The organism is Sphingobium aquiterrae (genome assembly GCF_037154135.1).
Lineage (GTDB): Bacteria > Pseudomonadota > Alphaproteobacteria > Sphingomonadales > Sphingomonadaceae > Sphingobium > Sphingobium aquiterrae.
The window spans coordinates 33,985-49,595 of record NZ_JBANFL010000011.1; the positions used below are offsets into that span (position 1 = coordinate 33,985).

15 protein-coding genes and 2 riboswitches are annotated in these 15,611 nt (G+C 67.7%); of the genes, 11 read left to right on the plus strand and 4 right to left on the minus strand.

All coding sequences use genetic code 11. From position 1 onward, the window contains the following. Positions 1-257: 257 nt before the first annotated feature. Complete coding sequence (locus WFP78_RS12960) at positions 258-1,784, plus strand: TRAFs-binding domain-containing protein (protein ID WP_336962872.1); 1,527 nt, start codon at positions 258-260, stop codon at positions 1,782-1,784. On the opposite strand, the gene WFP78_RS12965 is transcribed toward WFP78_RS12960, so the two are convergent. After that, positions 1,761-2,426 carry a Crp/Fnr family transcriptional regulator gene (locus WFP78_RS12965; RefSeq protein WP_336962874.1) on the minus strand — a complete coding sequence of 222 codons (666 nt, stop codon included), beginning with the start codon at positions 2,424-2,426 and terminating at the stop codon, positions 1,761-1,763. The two genes, WFP78_RS12960 and WFP78_RS12965, sit on opposite strands and share 24 nt — an antisense overlap. 546 nt (positions 2,427-2,972) lie before the next feature. Here WFP78_RS12965 and WFP78_RS12970 point away from each other — a divergent pair. Next, positions 2,973-3,758, plus strand: a complete 786-nt coding sequence (locus tag WFP78_RS12970) for a DUF2189 domain-containing protein (RefSeq protein WP_336962876.1) — start codon at positions 2,973-2,975, stop codon at positions 3,756-3,758. Between the two features lie 28 nt (positions 3,759-3,786). On the opposite strand, the gene WFP78_RS12975 is transcribed toward WFP78_RS12970, so the two are convergent. Beyond that, positions 3,787-5,085, minus strand: coding sequence for a cobyrinic acid a,c-diamide synthase CobB (locus tag WFP78_RS12975; protein ID WP_336962879.1), 1,299 nt, complete (start codon positions 5,083-5,085; stop codon positions 3,787-3,789). 63 nt (positions 5,086-5,148) lie between these two features. Next, complete coding sequence (locus WFP78_RS12980; RefSeq protein ID WP_336962882.1) at positions 5,149-5,727, minus strand: hypothetical protein; 579 nt, start codon at positions 5,725-5,727, stop codon at positions 5,149-5,151. Between the two features lie 216 nt (positions 5,728-5,943). Further along, positions 5,944-6,141, minus strand: a riboswitch (cobalamin riboswitch). A 69-nt stretch (positions 6,142-6,210) separates the two neighbouring features. After that, a riboswitch (cobalamin riboswitch) is annotated at positions 6,211-6,401 on the plus strand. 155 nt (positions 6,402-6,556) lie between these two features. Between WFP78_RS12980 and WFP78_RS12985 the strand changes: the two genes are divergently transcribed. From WFP78_RS12985 to WFP78_RS13025, 9 genes are read left to right on the plus strand one after another with little or no spacing between them, the layout of a single operon-like run. Then, the gene (locus WFP78_RS12985; protein ID WP_336962884.1) at positions 6,557-8,497 is read left to right on the plus strand and encodes a TonB-dependent receptor plug domain-containing protein; all 1,941 of its coding nucleotides are present in this window, start codon (positions 6,557-6,559) and stop codon (positions 8,495-8,497) included. Further along, positions 8,497-8,916 (plus strand): DUF1636 domain-containing protein, encoded by a 420-nt coding sequence (locus WFP78_RS12990; protein WP_336962887.1) that lies wholly within the window; start codon positions 8,497-8,499, stop codon positions 8,914-8,916. The genes WFP78_RS12985 and WFP78_RS12990 overlap by 1 nt, the downstream gene beginning before the upstream one ends. Further along, on the plus strand, positions 8,913-9,959 hold the full coding sequence (gene cobT, locus WFP78_RS12995; protein WP_336962890.1) for a nicotinate-nucleotide--dimethylbenzimidazole phosphoribosyltransferase: 1,047 nt from the start codon (positions 8,913-8,915) through the stop codon (positions 9,957-9,959). The genes WFP78_RS12990 and cobT overlap by 4 nt, the downstream gene beginning before the upstream one ends. Beyond that, positions 9,956-10,522 carry a histidine phosphatase family protein gene (locus WFP78_RS13000; RefSeq protein WP_336962893.1) on the plus strand — a complete coding sequence of 189 codons (567 nt, stop codon included), beginning with the start codon at positions 9,956-9,958 and terminating at the stop codon, positions 10,520-10,522. The genes cobT and WFP78_RS13000 overlap by 4 nt, the downstream gene beginning before the upstream one ends. After that, the gene (locus tag WFP78_RS13005; protein WP_336962896.1) at positions 10,519-11,229 is read left to right on the plus strand and encodes an adenosylcobinamide-GDP ribazoletransferase; all 711 of its coding nucleotides are present in this window, start codon (positions 10,519-10,521) and stop codon (positions 11,227-11,229) included. The genes WFP78_RS13000 and WFP78_RS13005 overlap by 4 nt, the downstream gene beginning before the upstream one ends. After that, on the plus strand, positions 11,226-12,212 hold the full coding sequence (gene cobD, locus WFP78_RS13010) for a threonine-phosphate decarboxylase CobD (RefSeq protein WP_336962899.1): 987 nt from the start codon (positions 11,226-11,228) through the stop codon (positions 12,210-12,212). The genes WFP78_RS13005 and cobD overlap by 4 nt, the downstream gene beginning before the upstream one ends. After that, positions 12,205-13,140 (plus strand): adenosylcobinamide-phosphate synthase CbiB, encoded by a 936-nt coding sequence (gene cbiB, locus WFP78_RS13015; protein ID WP_336962901.1) that lies wholly within the window; start codon positions 12,205-12,207, stop codon positions 13,138-13,140. Before cobD ends, cbiB begins: the two co-directional genes overlap by 8 nt. 40 nt (positions 13,141-13,180) lie before the next feature. Then, the gene (gene cobU / locus WFP78_RS13020) at positions 13,181-13,687 is read left to right on the plus strand and encodes a bifunctional adenosylcobinamide kinase/adenosylcobinamide-phosphate guanylyltransferase (RefSeq protein ID WP_336962904.1); all 507 of its coding nucleotides are present in this window, start codon (positions 13,181-13,183) and stop codon (positions 13,685-13,687) included. Positions 13,688-13,730: 43 nt separating this feature from the next. Beyond that, complete coding sequence (locus tag WFP78_RS13025; protein ID WP_419722963.1) at positions 13,731-14,003, plus strand: hypothetical protein; 273 nt, start codon at positions 13,731-13,733, stop codon at positions 14,001-14,003. Between the two features lie 27 nt (positions 14,004-14,030). Here WFP78_RS13025 and WFP78_RS13030 read toward each other — a convergent pair whose 3' ends face one another. Next, complete coding sequence (locus WFP78_RS13030; RefSeq protein ID WP_336962908.1) at positions 14,031-15,221, minus strand: MFS transporter; 1,191 nt, start codon at positions 15,219-15,221, stop codon at positions 14,031-14,033. Between the last annotated feature and the right edge of the window lie 390 nt (positions 15,222-15,611).

Genomic DNA, 15,611 nt, shown 5'->3' on the forward strand with positions numbered 1-15,611 from the left:
GCGCGACAATATGCCGGCCCGTGTCGCCGCATTTTCGAACCCGATCATCGTTTCATGGTCGTCCTGAAAATGCTCCAAAGCATTCTGAAATCGGCTGGAACAGCCCACGGCGCGCAGAATGCGGAAAACAAAAGACAATCAGGGCGGCGAACGATTCAATCCAATCGTTCACCGCTCTGGAGCGGTTTCCAGGCGACCGGAATCGATCGCTGGTCAAGAAATCGCGATCAATCAAGGATATGGAACAGAGTCCCTGAATGACGAGATCGCAACTGAACATGATCACGCGCCTGGCGCGCGCAGGCGCGCTGGAGCGGGCCTGGGCCTTGTTCCATGCCGGCGGGGGCGATCTGGCCGGATCGCAGGACCCGGACGTGCTCACGGTGCATGGCCGATTGCTGAAGGATCGCGCCGCCCAGGAACAGGGCGCGGCGCGGGAGACATCGCTCAACGATGCCATTACCGCCTATCTGCGGGCCTCGGAACTGTCGCGCGCCACCTATCCCCTGATCAATGCGGCCACGCTCGCCTGCCTCGCCGGGCGTCGCGATCAGTCGCAACGCCTTGCGCAGGAAACCATCGCGCTGCTCGACGGCGGCCAATATGCGCCGGAAACGGATTATTGGCTCAATGCCACCAGGGCGGAAGCCCTGCTGCTGCTCGACAGGATATCCGAGGCCGACGCCGCGCTCGGAACGGCAATCCGCTGCCAGCCCGAGGCATGGGAGGACCATGCCTCCACCCTGCGGCAATTCTCCCTGATCCTGCGGGAAACGGGAGGCGCCGAAACATGGCTGGCCCCCTATCGCCCGCCGCCATGCCTGCATTTCGAGGGCATATTGGGGATCGCGGCCGATGACGCGGCGGCACAGGCCGCCATCGAGGATCAGGTGCGGGCCATCGCCCCCAGCTATGCCATCGGCGCCCTTGCCGCCGGCGCGGATATCCTCGTCGCCGAGGCGGCCGTCCGGGCCGGGGGGCTGGTCCATGTCGTCCTGCCCTGCCCCCCGGAGCTGTTCTGCGAACTGTCGATCGCGCCATTCGGGGCGGCATGGCAATCCCGGTTCGACCTGCTGATGGATCAGGCCGCTTCCGTGCTCATCCTGGATGACTGGCACCCGTTGAGCGGCGCCTCGGTTGCCGTCGCCCGCGAGGCGGCCATGGGCCAGGCCATCAAGGAAGGCCGTCGGCTGCAATCCTCTGCCCTTGCCCTGCGCGTCCGTTCCCTGGACGAGGCGCCGCCGCCGTTCGATGACGACGCCCTGAAACAGGTGGGCATTCCGCTACGCGAGGTCACGGTCGAACGGAGCAGCAACGTCCAATCCGCCCTGTCCGCCGATATGCGCCCGATGGCCCTGCTCGCGGTGCCGCCGGGCGCCGGCGCCAAGCTGGAGCCGGAGGCATTGGGGTCGGGCCGGCGGCTGTCGGGTCGGCGATTGGGCAAGCAGCAGGATCATCTCATCTTCGGCTTCGATGCGCTGGCCGATTGCGCCGAAGTCGCCTGTTCTTTCGCCCGGCGCCATCCCGATGTCCGGCTGGGGATCGACTATCGGGCGGTGCCACTGGCGAACAGGCATGATCTTCGCGCGGATCGCGCCGCCGCGATCGCCTTGGCCGATCTGGGCGGCGCGATCGGCCTCAGCGAAAGCGCGGCCCTGGCGCTGGCGGTTCACCTACCCTCGGCGCATGTCCAGACCATGGGGGATATCCACACCGCCGCCGGCGACGTGGCCATTTACGGCCTGTTCCTCGACACCGCGTCAGGCGACAAGATCGGCCAATAGGCGCGGCGACAGGATTTCCAACGCCGTTTCGGACCGGCGGACGATCCCGCGGCGCGCCAGATTCGCGATGGCGCGCGAGGTGGTTTCCCGGGTCGTGTGGACGTTGAGCGCCAGCGCGGCAAGCACGGGCGGCGGCGCGATCCGGCCGGACGGCCCGGCCATCCTCAGAAGCTCGGCATAGACCCGCCCCGTCGCCGTCAATGTCGTCCTGGCCGCCATGCGGTCCAACATGATGTCGAGTTGCCGCGCGAACAATGCCGACAAGCCGCAGCCGATGTCCGCATGCCGACGGGCGAACGCCATCAACGCACCGGATTCGATGGTCAGCAGGTGGAGGAAACCCACGGCGATGATATCCGCGCGAAGCGGCGCGGGTTCCGGATAATTGCCGAAGATCTCGCCCGGCCCGTAGACCGCGAGCAGCGTTTCCTGGCCGTCGGACGAAATGATGCGGGACTGGGCCGTGCCCTCCACGACCAGCCAGCACTGCCCGGAAATGTCACCCTGCCGGGCGACCGCGCTCTTGTTGGCGAATCGGATATCCTTCATCGCGGCAGCCAGGGCGGCCGCGCTGTCGCTGTCGCAGGCAAAGACGGTTCTGATCACGGCCAGCCGTTCCGCTTCCTGCAACTTGTCCCCCACCGATCATTCAGACAGCGGCCCAAAAGCGCCCTTGCGGCCCGTCCTGTCAACTCACTGCGTGATGCGGCCGTAGCATAAAAAATGACCCGGCAAGCGGTAAGGCTTGCCGGGTCAGGATATAGGAAATCAGGAGTGTCTGATCTCCTCGGGTCGCGCCGCTAGAATAGATGATTCGCACGGGCGCACGCGTGATCGCCGTCACGCATCTGAAAATAGTCATGCGGCGCAATGGCGCGCCCGTTCCGCCCCTTTTCTGCCGCACGGACCCCGGCAGCGCTTCCCGCGTGAAGCGCAGGAACAGGCAGCATCCATCGCGGCGCAAACAACGGTGCTGGAATCCGGCATGGGAAAGGCGTATCGTTCTTCAATCGGATAGCGCTTTTGCACCCGCGCCATGTCCGTTCGGCAGCTTGGCTGATCGTAGCCCGGAACTGCCGGGAGCATTTTCGGCAATGGCCGGGAAACAGGCATTCGGGCCGAAAATGCGACCACAAGGGAAAGAGCGTTTCCGCGCCATGTGGCGACGCTCCAGTTGGGAGACTCGCTATGGTCGCCGCGTCACCGCATCTGTCTTCGATGTCATCCTTGAAGCTGCGCCGCATTGGCGTTGCCGATCTCCATTGGGCGCTCCGGGAGGGCGTGCGTGATTTTCTCGCGCTTCGGGGCGATTTCCTCTTCGCGGGCATCATCTATCCGGCGGTGGCGCTCATCGCCGCGGCGTTCGCGCTCAACCGCCATATGGTGCCGCTCATCTTCCCGATGGCGGCCACCTTCACGCTGCTGGGGCCGGTCATCGCCATCGGCTTCTACGAACTGGCCCGGCGCCGCGAAAAAGGGCTGGAGACCGGATGGAATCATTTCTTCGATCCCCTGCGCGGCACCTCGCGCGTCCAGATCCTGGGGCTGGCGGCGGCGCTGACCATCATGGCCATCGGATGGATGGTGGCGGCCCGCGCCATTTACGATGCCACGCTCGGCACGCTGGCGCCGGCGGATGTCGGCGCGTTCCTGACGCAATTGTTCGGCACGCCCGAAGGCTGGCGCCTGATCGTCATCGGCAATGCCGTCGGCCTGTGCTTTGCCATCGTCACCCTGACCATCTCGGTGATTTCCTTCCCGATGCTTGTCGACAGGCCGGTGCATGCGAGCGACGCGGTCGAGGCGTCGTTCCGGGCGACCGTGCAGAATCCGATCGTCATCTTCCGCTGGGGGCTGTATGTCGCGATCATCCTGGCGGTGGCCTGCATTCCCGCATTCATCGGGCTGGCGGTGGCACTTCCGGTGCTCGGCTATGCCAGCTGGCATCTCTATACGCGCATCGTGGAGCGTTAGGGCCAGTCACCATTCAGCTCCATGCCGATCAGGCGTGCCGCGCCGTGAACAGCGCCGCCACGGCAGCGGGGCATGACGGGAAATAGAAATGCACATAGGATGCCGTGAGCGAACCCCGCCGGTACACGGCCTCCCCCACGCCGCCATTGGGATTTGACGTCCTCGCCAGGGGTAGCTCCGCCGTTTCGAGCCGGGAATAATGGAAGCTGTGCCCCCGCAGATGGCCCTCCGGCAATGTCACCTCCTGCAGGCCCAGCCCGGACAGGCGCGGCTGCATGCTTGCCCCGGCATCCAGCAGGCCGAGCATGGACGCCTGCTCCCCCGCGACATCGGCCAGCGTGCGCGCGCAATACAGCATGCCCCCGCATTCGGCGAGGATCGGCCGGCCCAATGCATGATGCGCGCGAATGCTCTCCATCATCGCGATGTTTCCGGCGAGCGCCCGCAGGTGAAGCTCGGGATATCCGCCCGGCAGCCACAGGGCATCGCAGGGCGGCAGCGCCCCATCGCGAATCGGGGAGAAAAAGCGCAGGCGAGCACCCATCCTTTCCAGCAGGGCGAGATTGGCCGGATAGAGAAACGCAAAGCCATCGTCGCGGGCGACGGCGATTCTGACATCCTCCAGCAGGCGCGGCGGCTCCCCATCGTCCGGCGCGGCGAAAGACACCGGCGGCGGCAGCCATTGCGCATCGGCGGACAGAAGCGCCGCCGCGCGCTCGATCCGGGCATCGAGATCGTCGATTTCCTGCGCCTGGACGAGCCCCAGATGCCGTTCTGGAAGTGCGATCCCACCATCGCGGAACAATGCGCCCAGCCAGCGGACATCCCCCCTTAGGCTGTCTCGCAGCATCCCGGCATGGCGCGCACCCGCCACCCGATTGGCGAGCACGGCGCTGACACCGATATCGTCCCGATAGCTGGCAAGGCCATGCACCAGCGCGCCGAAGCTCTGCGCCATCGCGGAACCATCGACCACCGCCAGCACCGGCAGGCCGAAGCGCGCCGCTAGGTCGGCGGCGGAAGGATGGCCGTCGAACAACCCCATCACGCCTTCGACAAGGATCACATCGGCGTCGCGCGCCGCTTCATGCAGCAGGGCGCGGCAATAGGCCTCACCCCCCATGAACAGGTCGAGCTGATGGACGGGCGCCCCCGATGCGCACTCCAGGATCATCGGGTCCAGGAAATCCGGGCCGCATTTGAACACGCGCACCCGCCGCCCGGCCATGCGATGCCGCCGGGCGAGCGCCGCGGTGACAAGCGTCTTGCCCTGCCCCGATGCCGGCGCGGCGACCAGCAAGGCCGGGCATCGGGCGTCACCCCGCATCGATCGATGCCGCCACGGCCCTCGGATCAACGACCGCCTTGTGGTGCTGGCCCTCCATGTCGCTCATCGGCGCTGTCCCGATGACTGGCCGGACGTCAGCAATACGACCACCGCATGACAGGCGATCGCAACGCCCGTCCATGTCAGCGTCGACAGCAGCGATCCGGGGAAATAGCGGATGATGCGCCCCGCGAACCCGGCCAGCGACGGGTCCTTGAAATGGCCGCTCAGGACATAGAATCCACCGCTGGAAAACAGATGGCCGACAAATGTCGCGCCGACCGCCAGCACGACGATCGCGGGCAGGATGGCAAGGCTCGCCCCCATGCGCTTCGCCGCGAAACGCCCGGCGCACCACATGGTGCCATAGGCCGGCACCAGCATCCAGTAGGCCGGGGTGAAGCAGAAGGACGCCCCGCCCCTCGCGCCGATGACGACAAGGTCGATGGCAAAGGCGAGCAGGAACAGCGCCGGAAAGGCCATGCGCGAACGGATATAATATCCGGCGACGAAAAAGCTCGCCCAGCCGGTGTCGGGCAGGTGGACATAGGCGCTGAGCGAATGGGTGCGGGTGGCAAGCATCACCAGCGCCAGCAGCGCAAAAATGCCAAGGTCGAAACGCGTGCGTTGGGCCATCATCATGGTCTCCGAACAGGAAAGGGAATCAGCGATGCCGGCGCAAAGGCCGGCGGGGAAAGCGCATCGTGGCCGGCATGGTGGCTGCACACCACGCGCGCCGGGCCATGGCGTCATTCTTCAGCTGTGAGGCATCATCGCGGCTCCCCCCTTCAACGTTACGCACAATGTCGTCACGCAAGGGGTTCAGCCCTCGTCCGCCCGGTACATCCCGCCCGCGCGAAGGATCGACGGCAACCGGCCGGTTTCCTGACTTCTCGGTTCCTCGCGCCCTCGCCGCCTTCTCAGGGCCAAGACCCCAATGGCATGTGGCGAAGCGCTCGCCGATGACAGTTGCGGGAGCAGTGCCGGCTTTGGCCAGATGGCCGTTCCGGACTTCCCGATTAAGCCCTTTCGGGCACCCGTTGCGCCACCGGGGATAGGATAGCGGGCGTCGTTGCGCAAGCGTGCGGCATGATCGCGGCTTGCGGAATGCTGCAACGCACGGTATCTGCCCGCCTCGCGACAGGTTCCCCGAAAGGGGATTCAAAGGGAACGGGGTTCGATACCCCGGCTGCCCCTGCAACTGTGAGCGGTGAGCCATCGGGCCAAATGCCATTGGGACTTTCGGGTTCTGAGAAGGCGGTCCGGAACGGCGTCGACCCGCAAGCCAGGAGACCTGCCTGACGCGGTCGTTCTTCGTCCGGGCAGGGTGCACCGGCCGAGCGGGGTCTTCCTCGAGCAACGACATTGACTGCCTCGCGCGGGAAAGCGCGGGCCGGATGTCGTGCGCATGCGCCCGTGCATTCTCCCGCGTCTCCCGTTCGGGGCTCCGTGCCTTTGGGGGACCGAATCAATGCATACCGTTTCACATTTCTTCTGCCTTTCCGCTCTTATCGCCTCGCCCGCGCTGGCCCAGACGCCCGATACGGAAGCCAGTGCTGGCGCCGACGCCGACAACAGCCAGATCGTCGTCACCGCGCTGCGCACCCCGGTCGAGCGCGACCGGGTCTCGTCCAGCGTGACCGTGCTCGACCGCGAGGATATCGAACAGGCACAGCCGATCGCCATATCGGACGCGCTCGTGCGGACACCGGGCATCAGCATGGTCCGCAACGGCGGCTATGGCACCACGACATCGCTGCGCATCCGTGGCGCGGATGCCGGGCAGACGGTGTTCGTCATCGACGGGATGCGGCTGGCCGATCCGTCATCGACGGCGGGCGGCTACAGCTTTTCCAACCTGCTGACCGACGATATCGAGCGGATCGAGATATTGCGCGGGCCGCAATCCATCCTCTGGGGCAGCGACGCCATCGGCGGCGTGGTGAATGTCCAGACCGCGCGCCCCACAAAAGCGCTGGAGGGCAGCGCCGCGATGGAGGCCGGATCGCGCCAGACGATCAGCGGCCGGGCGGCTGTCGGCGGGCATAGCGACCTGCTGGACTGGCGCCTGTCCGGATCGACCTTCACCACGGACGGGATTTCCGCGCTCGCCAGCGGAACGGAAAAGGACGGTTATCGCCGCAACGCCGGCAATGGCACCGCCACGCTGCGCCTCTCGCAGGCGGTCTCGGTCGACCTTCGCGGCTATTATGCCAGCGCCCGCAATGATTTCGACGGCAGCTCCGGCGACGCCCCCGTCTATGGGCTGACGAAGGAATGGACCGTCTATGCCGGCATCAACGCGGCGCTGCTGGATGGCCGGCTGAGGAACCGGATCGCCATCCTGCAGAGCGATACCGACCGCGAGAATTACGATCCGCGCCGCACGATCCGCGCCCTCAATTTCGATGCGAAGGGCAAGGTCCGCCGCTATGAATATCAGGGCACCTTCACGCTTTCACCGCTGGCCGACATGGTCTTCGGCGCGGAGCGCGAGGAGCAGCGGATGACCAATGGCTCGCCCGCCAACAACGCCCTGCCCTATACACTGACGCAGACGCGCGCCGATATCGACAGCCTCTATGCCGAGCTGCGCCTGACGCCTCTTGCCGGGCTGACGCTGAACGGCGGCGCGCGGCGGGATCATCATTCCAACTTCGGCGGAAACACGGTATTCAGCGCCGGGGCGGCATGGTCGCTGAACAAGGGGGCGACCGTGCTGCGCGCCAGCTATGACGAAGGGTTCAAGGCGCCATCGCTCTATCAGCTGTTCAGCCTCTATGGCGCGGCCAACCTGCAGCCGGAAAAGGCGCAAAGCTGGGAGGCGGGCATCGAACAGGCGCTGCTGGGTGAGAAGCTGCGGCTTTCGGGCACATGGTTCGAACGGCAGACCGATAATCTGATCGACTTCGCCTATTGCCCGACCAGCGGCGCGCTGCCGGCCATATGCTATGTCCCCGGCACCACGACCACGCGTTTCGGCTATTATGCCAATGTGAACAAGAGCCGCGCCCATGGGCTGGAATTTGCCGGCACGCTCCACCTCGGGCGCCTGACCATGGATGGCAATTACAGCTGGATCGCCGCCGTCGACCGGACCGAAGGCGGCAATTTCAATCGGCAGCTGGCGCGCGTGCCCCGGCATCTGGCCAATGGCCGGATCGGCTATGATTTCCCCTTCGGCGTCACCACCAGCGTTGCCCTGCGCTATGCGGGTGGCAGCCTCGACCGGATCGGCGGCACCATGCTGGACGATTATCTGCTGACGGACCTGCGGGCGGAATGGAAGCTCCTGCCCGGCCTGACCGTGCAGGGCCGGATCGAAAACCTGTTCGACGTCGCCTATGAGACGGCGGGCGGCTATTCATCGCTCGGCCGCTCCGTCTATCTCGGCATCAGGAGCCGTTTCTGATGCTGCGCCGGGTGGAGGATGGATCGGCGGCTGGAACGGGGGTGGTCGTGTGCAGCACATGCCGCCTTTCCCCCGAACAGCGCGAGGACGGGGACGGGCGGCGCGGCGGTGCGCTGCTCGGCGATGCCTTGCGGCGCGTCAAAGACGGCGATCCCGCCTTTGACGGCATCGCCGTGCAGGACATGGCCTGCCTGTTCGCCTGCACCCGGCACTGCACCGTCCACATCCGCGCGCCGGGCAAGATCGGCTATGTGCTGGGCGATTTCACGCCCGATGACGATGCCGCCCGCGCCATCCTCGATTATGCCCGCCATCATGCCGCCAGCGCGGAAGGACAGGTGCGCTATGCCGACTGGCCGGCCGGCGTGAAAGGCCATTTCATCACCCGCACCCCGCCAGAGGGATTTGTGGTGCCATGAGCCTGTTTCCTTCCGTCGCGGCATTCGAGCATGCGCTCGCCAACCTGACGCAGCCCGATCCGCAGGCCATGGAGGCCACTTCGCTCCGGCAGGCGGCATTGACCAAACCGGCCGGATCGCTGGGGCGGCTGGAAGAGATCGCGCTGTTCATGGCGAGTTGGCAGGGCACCGCCCGCCCCCGCGCGGAGCGCATCCGGGCGGCCGTGTTCGCCGGCAATCATGGCGTGGTCGCGCAAGGGGTCAGCGCCTTTCCGCCGGAGGTGACGCAGCAGATGGTCGCCAATTTCCGCGCCGGCGGGGCGGCGATCAATGCGCTGGCGGGGGCGTGCGGGGCCGAGCTGACGGTCATCCCGCTCGACCTCGACAGGCCAACGGGCGACATCAGCCGCGCGCCCGCGCTGACCGAAGCGGAATGCCTGGCCGCCCTGTCGGCCGGGGCACAGGTCGTCACCGCCGGCATCGACCTGCTGTTCGTCGGCGAGATGGGGATCGGCAACACCACCCCCGCCGCCGCGCTCTGCGCACAGAGCTTCGGCGGGACAGTGGAACGCTGGGTCGGGCGCGGCACGGGCATCGACGATGCCGGCATCGGTCGCAAGACAAGCGTGATCGCGCAGGCGCTCGCCTTTCACGCGGCGGGATGCATCAGCCCCTTCGAAACGCTGCGGCGCCTTGGCGGGCGGGAAATCGCCGCCATGGCGGGCGCCATCCTGGCCGCGCGGATGCAGCGCGTGCCGGTGCTGCTGGACGGGTTTATCTGCTGCGCGGCCATCGCACCGCTGGCAGCCGCCGTCCCCGGTTTCACCGCCCATTGCCTCGCCGCGCATTGCTCGGCGGAAGCGGGGCATGTCCGGCTGCTGGAAAAGCTCGGCCTGGAGCCGTTGCTGCAACTGGGCATGCGCCTTGGCGAAGGCACGGGCGCCGCGGTGGCCGCGCAGATCGTCCGCTCGGCGCTCGCCGCGCATAACGGCATGGCGACCTTCGCCGAAGCAGCCATCGCCGGCGCCCTGCAACTGCCCTCCCTGCCACCGCCCGCATCGTGACCGCCTTCACGCTGCACCTCATGCGCCATGGCGCGCCCGTCGGCGCCGGACGGCTGCTCGGCCATACCGATGCCGCCGCTACCGACGAGGGCTGCGCCGCCTGCCTTGCACGCGCGCGCGAACTTGAGGTCGATGCGGTCGTCTGTTCGGACCTTGTCCGGGCGCGCGATCCAGCGGACATGATCGCGGCATCGCATGGCCTGCCGCTGCGCATCGACCCACGCTGGCGTGAGCTGGATTTCGGCGCATGGGACGGCGCCCATCCCGGCGAACTGGACACGGCACGGCTCGCCGCCTTCTGGAACGACCCTCTGGGCCATGCGCCGCCGCAGGGGGAGACATGGCACGCCCTTGTCGCGCGCGTCGGCGCCGCGCTGGAGGAGATCGGGGCACCGACGCTGGTGGTCACGCATGCAGGCGCCATGCGGGCCGCGCTGTCCTGCCTGTTCGGCCTCGATTACCGGCAGAGCTGGGCCTTCGACCTTCCCTATACGGCGCTCATCTCCTTGCGGATATGGCCCGGCGCGCAACGCACCGCGCTCATTACGGCGCTGGCCACATGAGGCGGCTGATCCTTGCCATGCAGTTCATGACGCGCCTGCCCTTGCCCGCCATGGCGGCGAGCGAAGAGGATTTCGCGGCCTGCATGCGCTGGTTCCCGGTGGCCGGGCTGGCGGTCGGCGCGGTGGTGTCCGCCGCGACCTGGGCGGGGGGACGGGTCGATCCCTGGGCGGGTGCGCTGGCGGGGCTTGTCGGCTGGATATGGGTGACGGGCGCGTTGCACCTGGACGGCCTTGGCGACATCGCCGACGCCGCGGGCGCGGCGCACAAGGACAGGAGTCGGCTGAGCGCCGTGCTGGCGGACCCCCATATCGGCAGTTTCGGCGCGACCGCCATCGCGCTGCAACTGATCGCCAAGCTGGTCCTGCTGCGGCTCGCGATTCCCGCAGCGCCGCTATGGGCCATCGCCGCTGTGCCGGCCATCGCCCGGATCGGGCCGCTCGTCTGGACGCTATGGCTGCCCCCGCTGCATCAGGGGCTTGGCGCGCGGTTTGGCGGCGCGATCCGCTGGAGTCATGTCGCCTGCTGGCTGGCGGCCGGCGGGATTGCGGCCTGCTTCGCGCCGGGGCTGGCGATTGCGCTCCCGCTCTTTATCGCCTGGGGCTGGTGGATCGGGCGCCGGATCGGCGGCATCTCCGGCGACGGCCATGGCGCAGGCATCGAACTGGTGGAGAGCGGGCTGCTGTTGGGCCTGCTGTGCGCGGCATGAGCGGCGAGTGGACATGGCATGGCGGCCGCCTTGCCGAAGCGCGCGCCTTTTTCGGCGAAGGCGCCGAGCCGTGGATCGACCTGTCCACCGGCATCAACCCCGTCGCCTGGCCGGGAGCCGCCGCCATCGCGCCGGACTGGCATCCCCTGCCCGATCCCCGGCAGCTGGCCGCTCTGGAGGCGGCGGCTGCGCGGCATTTCGGCGTCGATCCCGCCCATTGCTGCGCCGTGCCCGGCAGCGAGATGGGCTTGCGCCTGCTCGCCGCCATCCTCCCCCTGCCCGCGCTGCATTTCACGCCCGCCTACCGAACCCATGGCGCGATCTTTCCGCAGAGCCGGGGGATCGCCGATGTCCCGGCCTCGCTGGCGGAACCATCCGCGCTGCTGCTCGCCAATCCCAACAATCCCGATGGCCGGATGGTCGCCCCGGCGCAATTGCTGGCATGGCTTGGCCGGATGCAGGACGCCGGCGGCTGGCTGATCGTGGATGAAGCCTTTGCCGATGCCGCGCCGGGGCAGTCCGTCGCGGCCATGGTGGCGGATGACCGACAGCTGATCGTCATGCGCTCCTTCGGCAAATATTTCGGGCTGGCCGGTCTCAGGCTGGGTTTCGTGCTGGGTCCGGCGCGGATCGTGGCGGCCTATCGCCAATGGCTGGGCGATTGGCCGCTGTCGGCGGCGGCGCTGGCCATCGGCACGGAAGCCTATCGGGACACAGGCTGGATCGCCCGGACGCGCGCGGACCTGCCGGAACGGGCGGCGCGGCTGGACGATCTGCTCATGCGCCACGGCCATCGGCCCATCGGCCATTGCCCCCTGTTCCGCCTGATCGAGGCGGACGACGCCCATGGCCTGTTCCAGCATCTCGCCCGCCATGCCATCCTGACCCGTCCCTTCGCGGAAAACCCGCGCTGGCTTCGCTTCGGCCTCCCCTCTGGCGCGGCGGCCTATGAACGGCTGGACCGGGCGCTTGCCAATGGCTGACCCCGTCGCCCTCGCCGCGCTGATGCTCGACGCGAGCATCGGCTGGCCGCGCTGGCTCTATGCACGGGTCGGGCACCCCGTCGGCGGATTTGCCCGGATCATTGCTGCCTGCGAAACCCGATGGAACCGCCCGGACCTGCCCGATGCCATGCGCCGGGCAGCGGGCATCGCCACTCTTCTGATCCTGTTGCTGGCGGGCGGTGGCACGGGGTGGCTGATCGCGCTGGCGATCGACCATCACGCCGGACCGGCCGGCTGGCTGCTGATCGCGCTGGCGGCATGCCCCGCGCTCGCACAGCGCAGCCTGTTCGACCATATCCTGCCGGTGGCCCGCGCGCTGGAGCGCGACGACCTGCCCGCCGCCCGGCAGGCCGTTGCCATGATCGTCGGCCGCGATACCGCCGGGCTGGATGAGGCCGGGATCGCTCGCGCCGCCATCGAAAGCCTGGCCGAAAGCTTCTGCGACGGCGTCGCCGCACCTTTGTTCTGGCTGATGCTGCTGGGGTTGCCGGGCATCTGGGCCTATAAGGCCGTCAATACCGCGGACAGCCTGATCGGCCATCCCGAGCCGCCATTGCGCGCCTTTGGCTGGGCTTCGGCCCGATGCGACGATCTGGCCAACCTGCTGCCCGCCCGGCTTGCCGCCATGCTGCTGTGCCTTGCCGCCGGGCGGGGATGGCGCATCCTGCGGCGCGATGGCGGCAAACATGCTTCCCCCAATGCGGGCTGGCCGGAGGCGGCGATGGCCGGTGCGCTGGGCATCCGCCTTGGCGGACCGCTGCGCTATGACGGCGTGGCGACGCCCAAGCCATGGCTGGGCGATGGACGAGACCCATGCCGGCATGACGTCCGCCGCGCGCTTGCCCTGTATCGCCGAGCCTGCCTGGGGCTCTGGATCGTGGCGCTAGGATGGGCGTGGATAGTATGAGAACCCCGCAAACAAATGACACCGGGAGGCGCACCAGAACATGACCTCGATCCTCATCCTCGGCGGCGCGCGATCGGGCAAGAGCCGCCATGCGCAGGCACGCGCGGAGGCGTTGCCGGGTGCGCTCCTCTATATCGCGACAGGGCAGGCGCTGGACGAGGAAATGGCGGAACGCATCGCGCGCCATCGGGAGGACCGGGGGCCGCGATGGCGCACCATCGCGGCGCCGTTCGCGTTGCCCGAAGCGATTGAAGAGGCCGCGGGCGACGAGCAGGTGCTGCTGGTGGATTGCCTGACGCTGTGGCTGTCCAACCTGATGCTGGCCGGGCACGACCTTGAGGATGCGGCGGAGAGCCTTGCCGATGCGGTCGGCCATGCGCCCGGCACCGTCATTCTGGTGGCCAATGAAGTGGGCCTGGGCATCGTGCCGGAAAACGCCCTCGCCCGGCGGTTCCGCGACGCGGCGGGGCGGCTCAACCAGAAGGTCGCGGGCTGCGCCGACGAAGTGCTCCTTGTCGCCGCCGGCCTGCCGCTGAGGTTGAAGTAGGCGGGCCGGGCGCGTAACGCTCCGCCATGCCGGACATCGCATGATGGCCACCATCTTTGCAAGGAACCATGTCGTGAAGCCTATCCCCTGGGACCAGCCAGCCACCCTCATCGACCTGGCGGGCAAGGCGCCCCTGATCGCCACCATCCGCGAATGCGTGCGGCATTTTGTGGCGCTCAAGGCGCTCCATCAGGCCGAAGCCCGGATATTGCTGACTCACCCGATGGCACGCGAGGGGCAGAAGACCCGGACATGGCTGCTCGAACCGCAGGAGATCGAGCGCCTGTTCCTGCAACTGCGCGCCGAAGGCAACTGACGGCCGGGCAACGCGCGGAGGCGCCGCCTATGCGCGGGCAGAGCGCGCATTCGCCCATTCCGCCAGCATCAGCGTTGCCAGCATCAGCAGCGCCAGCAACGCGATCACGCCGCCAAGCGCCGTCCATCCCCAACAGGACACGACCAGACCGCCGAGCGGCGGACCGATCAGCGCGCCTCCGGCCCCGAACTGGGTCAACAGGCCCGTCGCCACGGCGATGCGGGGATCGTCGGGGCTTGCGGCACCCGCCAGGATCGGCAGACGCGCGAAGACCAGCGGAGAGCTGATGCCGCTCAGCGTCACGGTGAGAAAGGCGAGCAGGCCGGGCACCGTCGCGCCCGCGCCCGGCACGCTGCCTCTGGCAAAGACCAGTGGCGAGAGCGCGGCGGTGACGACAAGGCAGGCGATGAGGACGGCATAGAGCGCCCTGCCCTCCAGCGTGCCCCGCCGCATGGCCAGGATGGCGATTGTCGTCGCCGGCAGCGCCGCAAGCGAGACGAGCCCCGCAATCACGCCCGCATCGGCCACGCTCGCGCCGGTCTTCTCCACCAGGAAACTCGGCAGCAACATCATCAGCGCGCAGACGAACATGGTGTAGAAACCGAAGGCCAGGGTCGCGAGCCACGCGCCGGCCAGCGGCATCCGGATCGCGGCGCGCTGCCCGCCACCGCCGATCGGCAATTGCCAGGCGAAAAGCAGCGCGGCGCAGGCCACCCCGCCCCAGAGCAGGATGGTGCCCGAAGCCCCCACGCCGCCCACCAGCAGGCCCGTCAGCGCGCTGCCCAGTGCGATGCCCACCGGCACGAATGTGCTCCAGACGGCAAGGGCGGCGGCGCGCTGACGCTCATGGGCGATGGCGATGATCAGTGTCGGTGCGGCGATGACGACCAGGACATAGCCGATGCCTTCCGCCGCGCGGGCAAGGAACAACGGCAAGGCATGCGCCGCAAGCCCCTCGACCGCGCTGGTCGCGGCCAGGATCACCAGCCCCGTCAGGAGAAAGCGGCGCGCGCCGATCCGGGCGACGCCCAGGCCGGAAACGAAGCCGAACAGCGCGCCCCCGACCTCAAGCAGCGAGATCAGTAGCGCGACCTGCGCAAGGGTCAGCCCGTAGCTCTGCCGGAGGATCGGCGCCAGCGCGGAGAATTTGGCGAGCTGTGCCGCAGCCAGCACGCCGATCAGATAGAGGCCGATGATGGAGAACCAGTTGCGAGACATGCGCGCCGCCCAGAGCATTTCCGGCCATGACCATGGAACAGCCATCGGGTTCGAAAATGCGACCACAAGAATAGGCGTTTCCGCCCCATGCGGGATCGCTCTAGCGTGCGCAGGCGCGAAGCGACACGCATAAAATATGCGCGTCAGCCGATGGACGATGGGTCCGGCATGGATCGTTCCCGGGGGCCTGATTGCGACAGCCGTCACAATCGCGGTCCATAACCGCGCCGACAGATGTCTCTGCCGATGGATATCGCCCATATCCATCGTTCCGGACGCGGATGCATGATTGATGAAGTGCCGATATCGCATTATGCCTAGCGGAGATATTTCTTCGTGGAACTGCCGGGCGTTACGTTCGCTTGAAACATCACCATGAGCCGGGCGGCG